The 17,566-nt window shown below is 62.6% G+C and carries 17 protein-coding genes; 11 read left to right on the top strand and 6 right to left on the bottom strand.

What is annotated here, in order from left to right:
- Positions 1–55: 55 nt before the first annotated feature.
- Entirely contained in the window at positions 56–1,705 is a 1,650-nt protein-coding gene (locus tag ACD584_RS04000; RefSeq protein WP_076036447.1) for an electron transfer flavoprotein-ubiquinone oxidoreductase, read from the top strand.
- Positions 1,702–3,789 (top strand): glycoside hydrolase family 99-like domain-containing protein, encoded by a 2,088-nt coding sequence (locus ACD584_RS03995; protein ID WP_076036448.1) that lies wholly within the window; start codon positions 1,702–1,704, stop codon positions 3,787–3,789. Before ACD584_RS04000 ends, ACD584_RS03995 begins: the two co-directional genes overlap by 4 nt.
- A gap of 29 nt (positions 3,790–3,818) precedes the next feature.
- Here the strand turns inward: ACD584_RS03995 and ACD584_RS03990 are convergent, their stop codons facing one another.
- Positions 3,819–4,460, bottom strand: coding sequence for a succinyl-CoA--3-ketoacid CoA transferase subunit B (locus ACD584_RS03990; RefSeq protein WP_012439272.1), 642 nt, complete (start codon positions 4,458–4,460; stop codon positions 3,819–3,821).
- Positions 4,460–5,188 carry a succinyl-CoA--3-ketoacid CoA transferase subunit A gene (locus tag ACD584_RS03985; RefSeq protein WP_012439273.1) on the bottom strand — a complete coding sequence of 243 codons (729 nt, stop codon included), beginning with the start codon at positions 5,186–5,188 and terminating at the stop codon, positions 4,460–4,462. The genes ACD584_RS03990 and ACD584_RS03985 overlap by 1 nt, the downstream gene beginning before the upstream one ends.
- Positions 5,189–5,322: 134 nt before the next feature.
- On the opposite strand from ACD584_RS03985, the gene ACD584_RS03980 reads away from it, so the two are divergent.
- Together ACD584_RS03980 and ACD584_RS03975 are read left to right on the top strand one after the other, a co-directional pair.
- Positions 5,323–6,669: a phosphohexose mutase gene (locus ACD584_RS03980; protein ID WP_014506571.1), complete on the top strand. Its 1,347-nt coding sequence runs from the start codon at positions 5,323–5,325 to the stop codon at positions 6,667–6,669.
- Positions 6,670–6,714: 45 nt separating this feature from the next.
- Positions 6,715–8,118 carry a mannose-1-phosphate guanylyltransferase/mannose-6-phosphate isomerase gene (locus ACD584_RS03975; protein ID WP_012439275.1) on the top strand — a complete coding sequence of 468 codons (1,404 nt, stop codon included), beginning with the start codon at positions 6,715–6,717 and terminating at the stop codon, positions 8,116–8,118.
- A 121-nt stretch (positions 8,119–8,239) separates the two neighbouring features.
- On the opposite strand, the gene rfbD is transcribed toward ACD584_RS03975, so the two are convergent.
- The 4 genes from rfbD to rfbB all read right to left on the bottom strand — a co-directional run bounded on the left by rfbD (position 8,240) and on the right by rfbB (position 11,705).
- On the bottom strand, positions 8,240–9,148 hold the full coding sequence (rfbD, locus tag ACD584_RS03970; protein ID WP_076036449.1) for a dTDP-4-dehydrorhamnose reductase: 909 nt from the start codon (positions 9,146–9,148) through the stop codon (positions 8,240–8,242).
- Positions 9,145–9,702: a dTDP-4-dehydrorhamnose 3,5-epimerase gene (gene rfbC, locus ACD584_RS03965; protein ID WP_011035866.1), complete on the bottom strand. Its 558-nt coding sequence runs from the start codon at positions 9,700–9,702 to the stop codon at positions 9,145–9,147. Before rfbC ends, rfbD begins: the two co-directional genes overlap by 4 nt.
- The gene (gene rfbA, locus ACD584_RS03960; protein WP_012439277.1) at positions 9,699–10,586 is read right to left on the bottom strand and encodes a glucose-1-phosphate thymidylyltransferase RfbA; all 888 of its coding nucleotides are present in this window, start codon (positions 10,584–10,586) and stop codon (positions 9,699–9,701) included. Before rfbA ends, rfbC begins: the two co-directional genes overlap by 4 nt.
- A gap of 63 nt (positions 10,587–10,649) precedes the next feature.
- Positions 10,650–11,705 carry a dTDP-glucose 4,6-dehydratase gene (gene rfbB / locus ACD584_RS03955; RefSeq protein ID WP_012439278.1) on the bottom strand — a complete coding sequence of 352 codons (1,056 nt, stop codon included), beginning with the start codon at positions 11,703–11,705 and terminating at the stop codon, positions 10,650–10,652.
- Positions 11,706–11,933: 228 nt separating this feature from the next.
- Here rfbB and ACD584_RS03950 point away from each other — a divergent pair, with 228 nt between their 5' ends.
- The 7 genes from ACD584_RS03950 to ACD584_RS03920 are packed head-to-tail and all read left to right on the top strand — an operon-like array spanning position 11,934 to position 17,489.
- Positions 11,934–12,680, top strand: coding sequence for an electron transfer flavoprotein subunit beta/FixA family protein (locus ACD584_RS03950; protein ID WP_070691773.1), 747 nt, complete (start codon positions 11,934–11,936; stop codon positions 12,678–12,680).
- Positions 12,680–13,624 (top strand): electron transfer flavoprotein subunit alpha/FixB family protein, encoded by a 945-nt coding sequence (locus ACD584_RS03945; RefSeq protein ID WP_076036450.1) that lies wholly within the window; start codon positions 12,680–12,682, stop codon positions 13,622–13,624. The genes ACD584_RS03950 and ACD584_RS03945 overlap by 1 nt, the downstream gene beginning before the upstream one ends.
- Before the next feature lie 59 nt (positions 13,625–13,683).
- Positions 13,684–14,031, top strand: a complete 348-nt coding sequence (locus ACD584_RS03940; RefSeq protein ID WP_076036451.1) for a hypothetical protein — start codon at positions 13,684–13,686, stop codon at positions 14,029–14,031.
- A 48-nt stretch (positions 14,032–14,079) separates the two neighbouring features.
- Positions 14,080–15,183, top strand: a complete 1,104-nt coding sequence (locus ACD584_RS03935) for a DegT/DnrJ/EryC1/StrS aminotransferase family protein (RefSeq protein ID WP_011035860.1) — start codon at positions 14,080–14,082, stop codon at positions 15,181–15,183.
- Complete coding sequence (locus tag ACD584_RS03930; protein WP_070691767.1) at positions 15,168–16,139, top strand: glycosyltransferase family 2 protein; 972 nt, start codon at positions 15,168–15,170, stop codon at positions 16,137–16,139. Before ACD584_RS03935 ends, ACD584_RS03930 begins: the two co-directional genes overlap by 16 nt.
- Positions 16,136–17,065, top strand: coding sequence for a WxcM-like domain-containing protein (locus ACD584_RS03925; RefSeq protein ID WP_019237976.1), 930 nt, complete (start codon positions 16,136–16,138; stop codon positions 17,063–17,065). The genes ACD584_RS03930 and ACD584_RS03925 overlap by 4 nt, the downstream gene beginning before the upstream one ends.
- Positions 17,052–17,489 (top strand): GtrA family protein, encoded by a 438-nt coding sequence (locus ACD584_RS03920; RefSeq protein WP_076036452.1) that lies wholly within the window; start codon positions 17,052–17,054, stop codon positions 17,487–17,489. The genes ACD584_RS03925 and ACD584_RS03920 overlap by 14 nt, the downstream gene beginning before the upstream one ends.
- Positions 17,490–17,566 lie beyond the last annotated feature (77 nt).

Genomic DNA, 17,566 nt, shown 5'->3' with positions numbered 1-17,566 from the left:
TCACATGCAATCCCGGAAAATGCACCCCAGCCATCGAGCCAACGGGAGCGGAGCAATGTCGGAAGCGGGAATCGGCGCGCAAGCGTCAGAGACGGTCGAGCGCGACGTGATGGAGTACGACGTCGTCACCGTCGGTGCCGGTCCGGCCGGGCTGTCGTTCGCGATCCGGCTCAAACAGCTCAACCCCGCGTTGAGCGTGTGCGTGATCGAAAAGTCCAGCACCATCGGCGCGCACATCCTCTCCGGCGCGGTGATCGAACCCGGCCCGCTGGATGCCTTGCTGCCGGGCTGGCGCGATCACCCGCCGCCGATCTGCTTGGCCGCCACCCAAGACGAATTCTGGTTTCTCAGCAAGGACAGCGCGCGCAAATTCCCGGTGGTGCCCCCAGGCATGCGCAACCATGGCAACTTCATCGTCAGCCTGGGCGCCATGTGCGCCTGGCTCGCCCCGCAGGCCGAAGCCCTAGGCGTGGAGATCTACCCCGGCTTTGCCGCCGCCGAAACCCTGCACGACGACAGCGGCCAGGTGGTGGGCGTACGCATCGGCGATATGGGCGTGGCCAAGGATGGGTCGCACAAGCCCGGCTACACCGCCGGTATCGACATCCGCGCCAAGGTCACCGTGCTGGCCGAAGGCGCGCGTGGCCATCTCACCAAGCGCCTGCTCAAGCGCTTCGACCTGACTGCCGATGTCGACCCGCAGGGCTATTCGATCGGCATCAAGGAACTGTGGCAGGTGCCCGAGGGCCGCGTCAGCCCCGGCAAGATCGTGCACACGCTCGGCTGGCCGGCCGACAACCGCACCTATGGCGGCAGCTTCCTGTATCACCTGGACAACAACCAGATCGCGCTGGGCTACGTCAGCGGGCTGGACTACAGCGACCCCAACTACCAGCCGTGGGAGGCTTTCCAGCAATGGAAGAACCACGCGCTGATCAAGCCCCTGCTGGAAGGCGGCAGCATCCTGTCGGCCGGCGCGCGCGCCATCGTCACCGGCGGCTGGCAATCGCTGCCCAAGGTGGAAATGCCGGGTGCGCTGTTGATCGGCGACACCGCCGGCCTGCTCAACGTGCCCAAGATCAAGGGCACCCATCAGGCGATCCGCAGCGGCATGCTGGCCGCCGAGCACCTGGTGCAATCGCAGCTAGCCCCACAGGGCTTCGACGCCAAGCTGCGCGCCTCCGATGCCATGGCCGAACTCAAGCAGGTGCGCAACATCAAGCCCGGCTTCAAGAAGGGACTGTGGCTGGGCATGCTCAATGCCGCCTGGGAAACCGCGCTAAAAGGCGCCTCGCCGTGGACACTGAAAAACAAGCCGGACTGGTCGGCCATGCACAAACTCGGCGAGTACGAACAGCCCAAACGCGACTACGTCCAGCGCGAGCTCGCCCCACGCGACCGGCTGCAGGCGGTCTACTTCGCCGCCACCGAACACGACGAAGACCAACCGGTGCATCTGCAGGTGCTTGACACCAGCATCTGCGCCACCCGCTGCGTGGAGGAATACAACAACCCCTGCACCCGCTTCTGCCCGGCCAACGTCTACGAAATGGTCGCAGACACTACCAGCCCCTCAGGCAAGCGCCTGCAAATCAACGCCGCCAACTGCGTGCATTGCAAGACCTGCGACATCAAGGACCCCTACGAAATCATCAATTGGGTCACCCCGGAGGGTGGTTCGGGGCCGAACTACCAGAATCTGTGAGCACACTCGATCGCTCGATCCAGGCACGCGCGCGCGCCCACTTATTTGGGCTGCTGCGCGCTGGGTTTCGTGTCATCCCTTTAAGCGATGCAACACGCGACCGGTGGCGTAGCTGGTTTCTGGACCGACATGCCGATTGGGTACCCGAGCCTGTACGTGGCCGCGCAAACCATGCGATTTCGCGGCGCCCCACAGCACGTAGTGATGAAGCGGCGATTGGCCATGTGGCTTATCGCACGACTGCATTACCCGAAACGCTTCCGGCAACCTTGGTTGCGTTCTATCTGCCGCAATTTCATCCTATCCCGGAAAACGATGCATGGTGGGGCAAGGGTTTCACCGAATGGCGCAATGTCTCCCGCACTCTTCCGCAATTTGAGGGACATCAACAGCCCAGACTGCCTGCTGACCTCGGCTTCTACGATCTTCGCACTCCTGATGTCATGCGCGAGCAGGCTCGACTGGCACAGGAGTACGGTCTAGGCGCATTTTGCTTCTATTTCTATTGGTTCGCCGGCAAGACCTTGCTGGAAATGCCGATCAACCAATGGCACGCAGACACCTCGATCACGTTGCCGTTCTGCCTTTGCTGGGCGAACGAGAAATGGGCGCGGCGCTGGGATGGCCGTGGTCACGATGTTTTGATCGATCAGGCTCACAGTGCGGACGACGATCTGGCCTTTATCGCCCACGTCGCAAGGTATATGCGCAATCCTAAATATCTGCGCGTGGGTGACCGCCCCTTGTTGCTGGTTTATCGGCCACATTTACTGCCCGAGCCTGTGCAGACCGCAGCACGCTGGCGCAATTGGTGCCGCGACAATGGCATCGGTGAAATTCATCTTGCCTATGTCCAAGGCTTCGAACGTCCGGATCCGCGCGACATCGGATTTGATGCGGCAGTTGAATTTCCTCCCAATATGAGTACGCCACCTTCGGTCACTGCAAGACAGCGATTGGTGAATCCGGACTTCAGTGGCGACGTGCTCGACTGGAGAGAACTTGCGCGCGACATGGAACAGCGACCGCTACGCGATTACACGCTGTATCCAGGTGTCAACCCGGGCTGGGACAACGAACCGCGCCGTTCGGGGAAAGGACGCATCTATCTGCATGCATCACCGCGTCGCTACCGTGATTGGCTCGCGCGCACCGTGCAACATCGCCTCGCCAATGCGCCGTCCGCGCACCGCATGGTGTTCATCAATGCATGGAACGAGTGGGCTGAGGGTGCAGTACTCGAACCGGATGCGCGCTTGGGATACGCATGGCTGGATGCAACACGACAGGCACTGACGCGTGCACACGATGTCGCCACCGAGATATGTTCGCCAAGCGCATGCGTGGTCTTGCACGCCTGGTATCTCGATGTACTGGACGAGATGCTCGACGCAATTGTGGAGTGCGGAACTCCGCTGCGCATCATCATCACGACCGACCTCACGAAGGTCATCGAAGTCACTAAGTGCATACAGCGCCGCGGCATCCAGGCCGAGGTGGAAGGCTTTGAAAATCGTGGCCGCGACATCCTGCCTTTCCTACACGTGGCCAATCGGCTACTCGATGAGAACGTGCAGCTGGTTTTGAAGCTGCATACCAAGAAATCGACCCATCGCGATGACGGAAATGCATGGCGGGGCGAGATGCTCACCGCATTGCTAGGGCCGCAGCGGGTCGATGCGATCGTGAACGCGTTCTCTACCGATCCGCTTGTCGGTCTCGCGGCACCTGAAGATCATCTATTACCGGTGACCGAATTTATCGGCGGCAATGCTGACGCACTGGATTATCTTACTGTTCGCACAGGCTCGGATGCGCCGGACACAAATAGCTTGTTTGCTTCCGGCAGCATGTTCTGGGCAAGGCTTGAGGCGCTACGCCCATTGCTGGACGCGCATCTTCATGCGAGCGAATTTGAAAGCGAACAGGGACAGATCGATGGCACCCTTGCGCATGCGATCGAGCGCTTCGTCGGTCTTGCAGTGACCCATTCGGGGCATCGCGTCACCACGGTCGAACAAACACTGGGCATCACCAAAACACCATCCGCCCAACCTTACCGATATGCACGCAAGGCGCCTTGACGGCGCCCTGCGAATTGCAGCGTAAACATCTAGCCTCTTGTTTGTACGACGAACGCAACACCGGTTTTGGCGCGTAGCTCCTCCAACCCAACGCCCTCTGCAGCCTCCACCAGCACCAGCCCGCCATCGGTCACATCAAACACGGCCAGGTCGGTGATGATGCGATCGACCACGCCCACGCCGGTCAGCGGCAGGTCGCATTGCGGCAGGATCTTGTGCGTGCCGTCCTTGGCCACGTGTTCCATCAGCACGACCACGCGCTTGACGCCGGCCACCAGGTCCATCGCGCCGCCCATGCCCTTGACCATCTTGCCGGGCACCATCCAGTTGGCGAGGTCGCCGCGGTCGGTGACCTGCATCGCGCCGAGGATCGCCAGGTCGATGTGTCCACCGCGGATCATGGCGAACGAATCGTGGCTGCCGAAATAGCTGGCACCTGCGCGCGCGGTCACGGTCTGTTTGCCGGCATTGATGAGATCCGCGTCCACTTCGTCTTCGCCGGGAAACGGGCCGATGCCGAGCAGGCCGTTTTCCGATTGCAGCCACACGTCCACGCCGTCGGGAATGTGGTTGGCCACCAGCGTGGGCAGGCCGATGCCCAGGTTGACGTAGGCGCCGTCGGTGAGTTCGCGCGCGGCGCGTGCCGCCATCTGATCGCGGGTCCAGGCCATTACTTGTCTCCCTGGCGCACGGTGCGCTGTTCGATGCGTTTTTCCGGTGTGGCGTTGAGTACCAGGCGGTCAACATAAATGCCGGGCAGATGCACCTGATCCGGATCGATCGCACCGAGCTCGACAATCTCCTCCACCTCGGCGATGCAGATTCGCCCGGCCATGGCACAGGCCGGATTGAAATTGCGCGCCGTCTTGCGGAATACCAGGTTGCCGGCGGTGTCGGCGCGCCACGCCTTGATCAGCGCAACGTCGGCCTGTAACGCGGTTTCCAGCACGTAATGCTTGCCATCGAACTCACGCGTTTCCTTGCCGTCGGCCACGATGGTGCCGTAGCCGGTGGCAGTGTAGAACGCGGGAATGCCCGCACCGCCCGCACGCAGGCGCTCGGCCAGCGTGCCCTGCGGATTGAATTCCAGCTCGAGTTCGCCGGCCAGATATTGGCGTTCGAATTCCTTGTTCTCGCCCACGTAGGACGAAATCATCTTGCGGATCTGGCGGGTCGCCAGCAGTTGCCCCAGGCCGAAGCCATCCACGCCTGCATTGTTGGAAATCACCGTCAGGCCGCTCACTGCGCTGTCGCGCAGCGCAGTGATCAAGGCTTCCGGAATGCCGCACAGCCCGAAGCCGCCAACTGCCAGCGTTTGTCCATCGGCCACCACGCCGGCCAGCGCCGCCTTGGCATCGGCATAGCGCTTGGCGCCCGCCCCCCTTGCAACTTGGTTCATCACCGCCCTCACCTCGCTGATGCGAAGCGGGCATTCTAGCCGCTGACTGTTCCCTGTCCTCGGTCGCAATTCCGCCACACCCAAGACACGGCGCAGCCGCTAAACTCGGCTGTCCCCCACCCGAGGAATTGCCCATGACGCTACCCGCCTTCAAGGCCTACGATATTCGCGGCCGCGTGCCGGATGAACTCAACGAGGACTTGGCCCGCCGCATCGGCGTGGCACTGGCGGCGCAGCTGGATCAAGGGCCCGTGGTCCTGGGCCACGATGTGCGCCTGGCGAGCCCGGCACTGCAGGAAGCCCTGTCTGCCGGCCTGCGTGCCAGCGGCCGCGAGGTGATCGACATCGGCCTGTGTGGCACCGAGGAGGTCTATTTCCAGACCGATCACCTCAAGGCCGCCGGCGGCGTGATGGTCACCGCCAGCCACAACCCGATGGACTACAACGGCATGAAGCTGGTGCGTGAGCAGGCGCGGCCGATCAGCTCCGATACCGGCCTGTTCGCCATCCGCGACACGGTCGCGGCCGATACTGCCGCCGCAGGCGAGCCCACCGCTGCCGAGCACAGCCGCACCGACAAGACCGCGTATCTGGAGCACCTGCTCAGCTACGTGGACCGCAGCACGCTCAAGCCGCTCAAGCTGGTGGTCAACGCCGGCAACGGCGGCGCCGGCCTGATCGTCGACCTGCTGGCACCGCATCTGCCATTCGAATTCGTGCGCGTCTTCCACGAGCCCGATGGCAACTTCCCCAACGGCATCCCCAACCCGCTGCTGCCGGAAAACCGCGACGCCACCGCCAAGGCGGTCAAGGAACACGGCGCCGACTTCGGGATTGCCTGGGATGGCGACTTCGATCGTTGCTTCTTCTTCGATCACACTGGCCGCTTCATCGAGGGCTATTACCTGGTCGGCCTGCTGGCGCAAGCCATCCTGGCCAAGCAGCCCGGCGGCAAGGTCGTGCACGACCCGCGCCTGACCTGGAACACGGTGGAGATGGTGGAAGACGCCGGCGGCATTCCGGTGCTGTGCAAGAGTGGCCACGCCTTCATCAAGGAAAAGATGCGCAGCGAGAACGCCGTCTATGGTGGCGAAATGAGCGCGCACCATTACTTCCGCGAATTCGCCTACGCCGACTCGGGCATGATTCCGTGGCTGCTGATCGCCGAGCTGGTCTCGCAATCGGGCCGTTCGCTGGCGGACCTGGTCGAAGCGCGCATGCAGAAGTTCCCCTGCAGCGGCGAGATCAACTTCAAGGTCGACGACGCCAAGGCTGCGGTCGCACGCGTCATGGCGCATTACGGTGATCAGTCACCGGAGCTGGATTACACCGACGGCATCAGCGCCGACTTCGGGCAATGGCGCTTCAACCTGCGCAGCTCCAACACCGAGCCGCTGCTGCGTCTGAACGTGGAAACGCGCGGCGATGCTGCACTGCTGGAGACGCGTACGCAGGAAATTTCCAACCTGTTACGCGGCTGATTTACCATCTTCCCCCACTTTGACGCACTGGAGTTTCCCCCGCTCATGAGCGATGTCCTTCCGATCATTCTTTCCGGCGGCTCCGGCACACGCCTGTGGCCGCTGTCGCGCGAGACCTACCCCAAGCAGTTCCTGCCGCTGGTCGGCGAGCACAGCATGCTGCAGGCCACCTGGCTGCGCTCCGCTCCGGTGGCGGCGCACGCACCCATCGTGGTGGCCAACGAAGAGCACCGCTTCATGGCGGCCGAGCAGTTGCAGCAGCTGGGCGTGAAGCCATCGGCCATCCTGCTCGAGCCCAAGGGCCGCAACACCGCCCCGGCGATTGCGGTTGCCGCACTGGAAGCCACCCGCAACGGCGGCGATCCGCTGCTGCTGGTGCTGCCGTCCGATCATGTGATTCGTGACGAGGCCGCCTTCCAGGCTGCCGTGACCGTCGCTGCAGCTGCCGCAGAACAGGGCAAGCTGGTCACCTTCGGCATCAAGCCGACCGCGCCCGAGACAGGCTATGGCTACATCAAGGCCGGTGCCGGCACCGGCGCCACTGCGGTCGAGCGCTTCGTCGAGAAGCCCGATCTGGCCACTGCACAGGGCTATCTGGCCAGCGGCGAGTACTACTGGAACAGCGGCATGTTCCTGTTCCGCGCCTCGCGCTACCTCGAAGAACTGCGCAAATTCCAGCCCGCCATCGCCGATGCGTGCCAGAAAGCCTGGGAAGGCGGCAAGCGCGACGCCGACTTCACTCGTCTGGACAAGGATGCGTTCGCCTCCAGCCCGTCGGATTCGATCGACTATGCGGTGATGGAAAAGACTGCCGATGCGGTCGTGGTGCCGCTGGATGCCGGTTGGAACGATGTCGGTTCATGGTCGTCGCTGCTGGACGTCTCCGAGCAGGATGGTCAGGGCAACGCGCACCACGGCGATGTCATCCAGCTGGACTGCAAGAACACCTACGCGTACGGCTCGCGCCTGATCGCCATGGTCGGCCTGGAAAATGTGGTGGTGGTGGAAACCGACGACGCCGTACTGGTCGGCCACCGCGACCGCATCCAGGAGGTCAAGGAAGTGGTCAGCCAGATCAAGTCGGCCGGCCGCTCGGAGGCGACCTGGCACCGCAAGGTCTATCGTCCGTGGGGCGCCTACGATTCGATCGACATGGGCCAGCGTTTTCAGGTCAAGCGCATCACCGTCAAGCCGGGCGCCACGCTCAGCTTGCAGATGCATCACCACCGCGCCGAGCATTGGATCGTGGTGAGCGGCACCGCCGAGGTCACCCGTGGCGACGAAGTTCTGCTGCTGACCGAGAACCAGAGTACCTACATCCCGCTGGGCGTCACCCATCGCCTGAAGAACCCGGGCAAATTGCCGCTGGAACTGATCGAAGTGCAGTCCGGCAGCTATCTGGGCGAAGACGATATCGTGCGCTTTGAGGATACCTACGGGCGTACCTGATCGGTCGTTTGCAGGTTTATGCAACACAAAAGCAAACAGCCGGGGATTCCCGGCTGTTTGCTTTTGCGGCTCTCATTTCGTCGGCAGGTAGCGTGGTTGCCACCGATCTGAGCCGCGACTTTTACTGTCTGGCAGCGGCGACTTCGGCAATCACGCGCTGCAAGCCAAGTCGCCATTCCGGCAGCACGATGTCGAAATCGCGCTGCAGTTTCTCGATCGACAACCGCGAATACGCCGGCCGCTTCGCAGGGGTCGGATAGTCTGCGGTGGTGATCGGTACCACGCGCGGCGCACGCGGCAGCAGTCCTGCGCTCACAGCCTCTTCGAAGATCGCCTCGGCAAAGCCATGCCAGCTGGTCTGCCCTGCAGCAGTGAGATGCCAGGTACCCGATGTTTCGGCGGTGCGTTGCCGAAGCAACTGTGCAGTGATATCGGCGATCAACGCCGCCGGCGTCGGCGTTCCGATCTGATCGGCCACCACGCGTAGCTCGTCGCGCTCGGCGCCGACACGCAACATGGTGCGCAGGAAATTCGCGCCGTGCGATGCGTACACCCATGCCGTACGCAGGATCAGATGCTGCGCGCCGGAAGCACGGATGGCGTTCTCACCAGCGAGCTTGGTTTCGCCATACACGCCTAGCGGCGAGGTTTGGGCATCCTCAAGATAGGGGGCGGTGTCCTGGCCGTCGAAGACGTAATCGGTCGAGTAATGCACCAGCGGCACGTCACGGGCGGCACACCATGCCGCAATGGTCAAAGGTGCCTGCGCATTCGCCCGCATCGCGCTGACGCGATCCTGCTCGGCGCGATCCACTGCCGTGTAGGCCGCAGCATTGACGACAAGCGACGGGCCAATCCGGTCCAGCAAGGCTGGCAAAGTTTCCGGTGCGTCGAAGTCTGCGGTCTCGCACGCGCTACCATCAGGCAATCGGCCACTGCGTGTCGTCGCCTGCACCGCGCCATCGGCAGCCAATGCGCGTAGCAGTTCCGCCCCTACCTGCCCGTTCGCACCGAACACCAGCGTGGTCACGGCCTATACACCGGCAAACGATCGACTGGCACCTCATCCAGGAACGGCGCCTTGGCATCCTTGGCGGACAGCGACGGATCGCTGACCGGCCAATCGATCCCGATCGCCGCATCGTCCCAACGCACGCCTGCATCCGCTTCCTTGACGTACACATCGGTGCACAGATAGCTGAACAATGCTTTCTCTGAAAGTACTGCGAAACCATGTGCAAAGCCTTCAGGTATCCAGACTTGGCGTCGATTTTCTGCGCTCAGTAAAACAGCGGTCCAACGCCCGAAGTGGGGAGACCCAGCGCGGATATCCACCGCGACATCGTACACCTCGCCTTCAAGCACGCTCACCAATTTGCCCTGCGGTCGAGGCCACTGATAGTGCAGACCACGTAGCACGCCCCTGGCGGACGTGGAGACGTTACTTTGCACAAAACTCGTCGGCAGGCCGTGCTGCCCAAAGCGCTCCGCATTCCATGTTTCGAAGAACTGACCGCGCTCATCACCGAAGACCGCAGGCTCGATGACGACGCAGCCGGGCAACGTCGTTTCGATCACTTTCAATGGACAGCCCCACGCTTGGCTAATGCAGTCAAATACTTGCCATAGTCATTCTTCAACAACGGCGCCGCCAGACGCTCCAGCTGCTCGGCATCGATCCAGCCTTGACCGAATGCAATCTCCTCCGGACAGCACACCTGCAAGCCCTGTCGCATCTGGATGGTCTCGATGAAATTCGCCGCTTCGTGCAAAGACTGATGCGTGCCGGTATCCAGCCACGCATACCCGCGACCCAGCGGCTCCAGATGCAAGTCGCCAGCATCGAGATAGCAACGATTGAGATCGGTGATTTCCAGCTCGCCGCGCGGCGACGGCTTCAAGGCAGCCGCATAATCGCTGGCCTTGCCATCATAGAAATACAAACCGGTGACCGCATAGTTGGAGCGTGGCTTTTCCGGCTTTTCGGCAATGTCGATGACCTTGCCGTGCTGATCGAATTCGGCAACACCGTAGCGCTCCGGATCGTTGACCCAGTAGCCGAACACCGTTGCACCCTGCTCGCGCGCGTCGGCGCGGCGCAAGGTATCGGTCAAACCGTGGCCATGGAAAATATTATCGCCCAGTACCAGGCAACTCGGCTTGCCGCCTACGAAGTCGCGTCCGATCAGATAGGCCTGCGCCAACCCGTCCGGGCTGGGTTGCACGGCGTACTGGATATTGACGCCCCACTGCGCGCCATCGCCCAACAGCGACTGGAACAGCGCCTGCTCGTGCGGCGTGTTGATGATCAAGATGTCCCGGATACCCGCGAGCATCAGCACGCTCAGCGGGTAGTAGATCATCGGCTTGTCGTACACCGGCAGCAGCTGTTTGCTGACGCCCTTGGTGATGGGGTACAGGCGGGTGCCGGAGCCGCCCGCCAGGATGATGCCTTTACGTTGTGTCATCACAGATATTCCTTTAGGGCAGCCTGCACCAAAACGCGCGGGCTCGTGCCGGGGGTGCGCGCGTTAAACCGTTGCGCCGATGCGTTCCAGTCGATAGCTACCATCCAGCACGCCTTGGACCCAGGTTTGGTTGGTCAGATACCAGTCCACCGTCAATGCGATGCCCTGCTCGAAGGTGTACGCCGGCTCCCAGCCCAGCTCGTCCTTCAACTTGGAGGCATCGATCGCATACCGACGATCGTGCCCGGGGCGGTCGGTGACGTAGGCGATCTGGCTCTCACGCGGCTTGCCATCTTCGCGCGGGCGATGCTGATCCAGCAGCGCGCAGATCGCCTGCACGACCTCGATGTTCTGCCGCTCCGAATTGCCGCCCACGTTGTAAGTCTCGCCGACCCGGCCCTTGGCCAGCACGGTGCGGATCGCCTCGCAGTGGTCGCTGACGAACAACCAGTCGCGCACCTGCTTGCCATCGCCATAGACCGGCAGCGGCTCGCCAGCCAGCGCCTTGGCAATGACCAACGGAATGAGTTTTTCGGGGAAGTGATACGGACCGTAGTTGTTCGAGCAGTTGGTGGTCAGCACCGGCAGCCCGTAGGTGTGGTGAAACGCGCGCACCAGATGATCCGATGCCGCCTTGGACGCCGAGTACGGCGAATTGGGCGCATACGGCGTGGTTTCGGTGAACTTGCCGGTCTCACCGAGCGTGCCATAGACCTCGTCGGTGGACACATGCAGGAAGCGGAAGGCATCACGGCGCGTGTCCGGCAGTGCTTTCCAATAGTCGCGCACTGCCTCAAGCAGGGCCAAAGTGCCGACCACATTGGTCTGGATGAAGGCGCCAGGGCCTTCGATCGAGCGATCGACATGGCTTTCGGCTGCAAAGTTCAGCACCGCGTCCGGCTGATGTTCCTGCAGCAGGCGAGTCACAAGCGCTCCATCACCGATGTCGCCCTTGACGAAGATATGGTCGGCATTGCCTTCCAGCGACGCCAGCGTATTCAGATTGCCCGCATAAGTGAGCGCGTCCAGATTGACCACGCGGATCCCGCGAGAGACCGCCTCCAGAACAAAATTTCCGCCGATGAAGCCGGCCCCGCCGGTTACTAGCCAAGTCGCCACTATCTACCCTCCTGGTCGCGCGCACCCGCGCTGCATTTTCAAGCCACACAGGATATATGGTCCAGGCAAGACCGAGCTTAAGCATCGCCCACATCGCTGCGTCCGACCGCCGCAGCGCAGCACCCATACGCCATCGCATGGTGCGCCCTGCCCGGTTAGAATAACCGCACTCCCGAGCCTGCCGCCGCGGCCGGGCCTTCCCGCAATAGCTGAAGGATCTCGTACACGATGAAAATCCTCGTCGCCTACAAGCGCGTGGTGGACTACAACGTCCGCATTCAGGTCAAGCCGGATGGCTCCGGTGTGGTGACCGACGGTGTCAAGCTCTCGCCGAACCCGTTCGACGAAATCGCCCTGGAAGAGGCGTTGCGCCTGCGCGACGCCGGCATCGCCACCGAGGTGGTGGTCGCCACCCTGGCCCCGGCCGACGCGGCCGCGCACCTGCGCAACGGCCTGGCCATGGGCGCCAACCGCGCCATCCACGTGGTGACCGACGCGGCGATTCAACCGTTGACCGCCGCCCGCACCCTGCTCAAGCTGGTCGAGAAGGAACAGCCGGACCTGGTCATCCTGGGCAAGCAGGCGATCGACGACGACGCCAACCAGACCGGTCAGATGCTCGCCACGTTGTGGGGCCGCCCGCAGGCGACCTTCGCCGGCAAGCTGGTGGTTGCCGAGGGCAAGGCTACAGTGACGCGCGAAGTCGACGCCGGCCTGGAAACGCTGGAAGTAGCCCTGCCAGCGGTGATCACCACCGACCTGCGCCTGAACGAGCCGCGTTTCATCAAGCTGCCGGACATCATGAAGGCCAAGAGCAAGCCGCTGGAAACGCTGGCCTTTGCAGACCTGGCCGTTGACTCCCACAACAGTCTGACCACCACGCACTACGCAGCGCCGGCCAAGCGCAGCCGCGGCGTGATGGTGAAGGATGCCGCCGAACTGGTGGCCGCACTCAAGCAGAAGGGATTGTTGTAATGGCCAAGATCCTCGTCGTCGCCGAACATCTCAACGGCAAGCTCAACGCCGCCACGGCCAAGACCCTCAGCGCAGCGCTGGCGGTGTCTGCCGGGTCCATCGACATCGTCGTGCTGGCGGCCGATCCTGCCGCCGTTGCCGCGCAGGCCACGCAGTTGGCGGGCGTCGCACGCGTGCTGACGGTGGCCAACCCCGCCAACGAACATGCCATCGCGCAGGTGCTGGGGCCGCAGATCGCCCAGCTTGCCGGCCAGGGCTATACGCACGTGTTCGGCCCCTCCACCACCTTCGGCAAGGACCTGATGCCGGTCGTGGCGGCGTTGCTGGGCGTGAACCAGATCTCCGACCTGATGTCGGTCGAAGATGCCTACACCTTCAAGCGCCCGATCTACGCCGGCAACGCGATCATCACAGTGAAAGCGCCGGCCGACCAGATCGTGGTGGCAACCGTGCGAAGCGCCTCGTGGCCGGAAGCGGCCGGCGGCGGAAGCGCGGCGGTCGAGGCGGTCAATGTCGATGCCACACTCCCGACCCACACCCGTTTCATCGGCCTGGCCGCGGGCAGCTCCGACCGCCCCGACCTGCAGAGCGCCAAGCGCGTGGTCTCCGGCGGCCGCGGCGTCGGCTCGACCGAGAACTTCCAGCACATCTACAGCCTGGCCGACAAACTCGGCGCGGCCGTGGGCGCCTCGCGCGCCGCGGTGGACGCCGGTTACGTGCCCAATGAGCTGCAGGTCGGCCAGACCGGCAAGATCATCGCGCCAGAGCTCTATGTGGCGATCGGCATCAGCGGCGCGATCCAGCATCTGACCGGCATCAAGGACGCCGGCACGATCGTTGCGATCAACAAGGACCCGGAGTCGCCGATCTTCGAGATTGCCGATATCGGGTTGGTTGGGGATTTGTTCTCGCTGCTTCCGGAGCTGGAACAGGCGTTGAACTGAGCCCGGGGCAAGCACACCGCGTACTCTTCCCGACTACGCGGTTTTCTTGAAGAATCCAGATGCGGTCGACCGGCAGTGGCGCACAAATGATCCGTCCTGGCAGAACGTGTCGCTATAATTTCAGACCGATCTACAATGCCTTCTTTGACTCCCTCCCTGTGCCTCTGACCGCTTTGTGGAGAAACCGGATCTGGCGACAGCTGAGACCTTCACCGCTTCGGAAAGGGACTTCTGGAACAGCGGCGTACTTTCGTTCATGGGCGTTGCGCGACCCGCAGGGTCTCACGCGCAGCTTGAAGAATCCGGACAACGTTCCGCCAGAACTGTTCGAAATTCAATCCGGTAGCTACCTGGAGCCAGACGATATCGTCTGGTTCAAAGATCAGTACAACCGTGCCCCACACTAGGCGGCACGTCATTCCAACTTCCACATCTACTCAAACTCTGCGGATCCCATGGACGCTCTGATTCCTGTCAACTCGCTTTCCCGCCACATCGCTCCCTTGCAGGACAAGCTGTCCCAGATCGCCGGCGACATCATCGCCAGCGGCTACTACGTCCTCGGCCCGAACGTGAAGGCCTTCGAGCAGGAGTTCGCCGGCTACTGTGGCGCCCGCCACTGCGTCAGCGTCGCCAACGGCACCGACGCCCTGGAACTCTCGCTGAAGGCACTGGGCATTGGCCAGGGCGATCGGGTCGCCGTGGTGGCCAATGCCGCCATGTACGGCACCAGCGCCGTTCTGGCCTGTGGTGCGGCGCCGATCTTCGTTGATACCGGTGCAGGCACGGGATTGATGTCCGTCGCCGCACTGGAGGCTGCGCTCGCGGGCAAGACCACGCCCAAGGCCGTGATCGTGACCCATCTGTACGGTCAGTTGGCCGAGATCGAGGCCATCGTCGCGCTCTGCCACGCACGCGGCATCAAGGTGGTGGAAGATTGCGCACAGGCGCATGGCGCAGAGCGCAATGGCCGACGCGCCGGCAGCTTCGGCGATATTGCCTCTTTCAGTTTCTACCCGACCAAGAATCTGGGCGCACTGGGCGATGGCGGCGCGATCGTGACCGGCGATGATGCCCTGGCCACCCGTGCAGCACAGCTTCGCCAGTACGGATGGACGGCCAAGTACACCAACAGCCTGCGCGGCGGTCGCAACAGCCGCCTCGACGAGCTGCAGGCCGCAATGCTGCGGCATATGCTCACCTCGCTGGATGGCTGGAACCAACGCCGCCGCGACATCGCCAACCGCTACGCGCGGGGGTTGTCCAACCCGAAGATTGCATCCGCTGGCGTGGTCGGTGCCGACAATGTGGCCCATCTGTACGTCGTGCGCTGCGACCAGCGCGATGCACTGCGCGCCCACCTGCAGGCTGCCGGCGTGCAGACCGAGGTCCACTACCCGCTGTGCGATCATCGCCAGCCCTGTCATGAGGGCGCTTTTGATTCTGTGGCGCTCCCCAATACCGAGGCCGATGCGATCTGCGTGATGACGCTGCCGTGCTTCCCGGAGCTGACCGACGAAGAAGTCGACCAGGTCATCGACGCATGCAACCGTTTCTGAGCGAGGTGCAATCGCCCTCCCTGAGCCTGGTTGTCCCGATCTATCGCAATGAAGGATCGATCGACGACCTGCTGCAGGCCGTGGACTTCATCGCACGCAGCGTGGATGGGGATTTCGAAGCGGTTTTCGTCGTCGACGGCAGCCCGGATCGCAGCTACGCCTTGCTGCGCGAAAAATTGCCCGGTTGCGCATTCCGTTCGCAACTGGCAACGCTGACCCGCAACTTCGGCGCGTTTCCGGCAATCCGCACCGGGCTGCAGCTCAGCACCGGGGACCTGACTGCGGTCATGGCCGCCGATCTGCAGGAACCCCCCACGCTGGTGATCGACTTCTGGCAGCGCTATGTCAGCGAACGCTATGACGTGGCGTTCGGCGTACGCGAAGCGCGCAGCGATCCGGCTGCCTCCAAGCTGGCGTCGACACTATTCTGGGCGACCTATCGGCGGATGGTCATCAAGGACATTCCCAAGGGCGGCGTGGACATCTTCGCTGTCAGCCGTGGCTTCCTCGAACGGCTGTTGCTGTTGAACGAAGCCCACTCCAGCCTGCTCGCACAGTTGTTCTGGCTGGGCGGCAAGCGCGAATTTGTCAGTTATCAGCGGCGCGAGCGGCAGCACGGCAAGAGCGCCTGGACCTTGAGCAAGAAACTGCGGTACCTGTCCGACAGCGTCTTTGCTTTCACCGACCTGCCGGTCCGCATGCTGACGGCGCTGGGCCTGATCGCGCTGGCATTCACCGCGCTGCTCGGTGCGCTGGTGCTGGCCGCAAAGTTCTCCGGGCTCGTCGCGGTACCTGGCTATACCCTGACCATTTTGACCATTCTCTTTTTCGGCGCACTCAATTCACTGGGCCTGGGTATCGTGGGTACCTACGCCTGGCATGCGTTCGAAAATACCAAGGCACGCCCACTATCGATCATGCAGTCGGTCGAAAACTTCGAAAAGGATACTCCGTGAGTCATTTCGTGCACCCCAATGCCCTTTGCGAAAGCGACACCATCGGCGAGGGCACCCGCGTCTGGGCATTTGCCCACGTATTGCCCGGCGCCCGCCTCGGTCGCGACTGCAACATCTGCGACGGCGTCTTCATTGAATCGGACGTAGTGGTGGGCGACCGTGTGACCGTCAAGTGCGGCGTTCAACTGTGGGACGGCGTGCGCCTGGGCGACGATGTCTTCGTCGGCCCCAATGCCACCTTCACCAACGACCTGTTTCCGCGCAGCCGGGTGTATCCCGAAAAGTTCCTCGGCACCGTCGTGGAATCGGGCGCGTCGATCGGGGCCAATGCGACCATCCTGGCCGGCACCACCATCGGCAGCGGTGCGATGATTGGCGCCGGTGCAGTGGTGACGCGTTCGGTGCCGCCTAATGCGATCGTGGTTGGCAATCCCGCGCGCATCGTTGGTTATGTTTCCGATAAGGACGCAACCGGGTCGGCCCCCTCGCCCACAGGCCAGGGAATTACCGATACCGCTGTTCCTGGGGTCAAGCTTTATCGGATGCCCAGCTTTGCCGATATGCGGGGCTCTCTCTCTGTCGGTGATTTCGAGACGTTCCTTCCCTTCAATGCGAAGCGCTATTTTCTTGTTTATGGCGTTCCAACGCAGGAGACCCGTGGCGAGCACGCGCATAAGCGTTGCCATCAGTTTCTGATTTGTGTTTCCGGATCAGTCAGGGTTCTCGCTGACGACGGAACGCGGCGTATCGACGTTGAACTGAATTCACCAAGCCAGGGAATCCATCTGCCACCCATGATCTGGGGCACGCAGTACAAGTACTCCAAGGACGCAGTCTTGCTGGTCTTCGCGTCCGAGTCCTACGACACAGACGAGTACATTCGCGACTACGCCTCTTTCAAGAGTCTGGCGAATGCGGCCGAATGAGCCGCATGCAACCGAGCTCCCGGCTAAACGCCGCCGGGCTCTGGTTGCTGTAGCGTTACGTTTCCTGCTGGGCGGAGCACTGAATACGGGCGTTACCCTGGTGTTGTATTGGGTGCTGCTGCGCTTCATCCATTATCAGTGGGCGTATCTGGCGAGTTTTTGTGCCGGCATCCTGCTCAGCTATCTGATCAACACCCGATATGTCTTCCAGGCCGAACACAATTGGCTGAAGTTTGCGGCATTTCCGCTCATCTATCTCGTGACATACGCTCTGGGGGCGTTGGCGCTGAAACTCAGCGTAGGGTATCTGGGCGTGCCAGCAGTAATCGGCCCGCTGATCTCCATCGTTGTCACGCTGCCCGTTTCGTTCATTCTGAGCAAGTTGTTGTTGCAGGCCCGCAGGCCCGCCGATACTCAGGGCTGAGCTAGCCCGACGCGGCACAGGATTTAGCCCCACTGCGCACGTGCCTGCAGCACCTGATGGCACAGCGCATTTTCCTT

This window comes from Xanthomonas sp. NCPPB 2922 (genome assembly GCF_041520885.1).
In the GTDB taxonomy this organism is placed as follows: domain Bacteria; phylum Pseudomonadota; class Gammaproteobacteria; order Xanthomonadales; family Xanthomonadaceae; genus Xanthomonas; species Xanthomonas campestris.
Note: the sequence above shows the minus strand (reverse complement) of the source record. Positions and strands in the feature narration are given on the sequence as shown.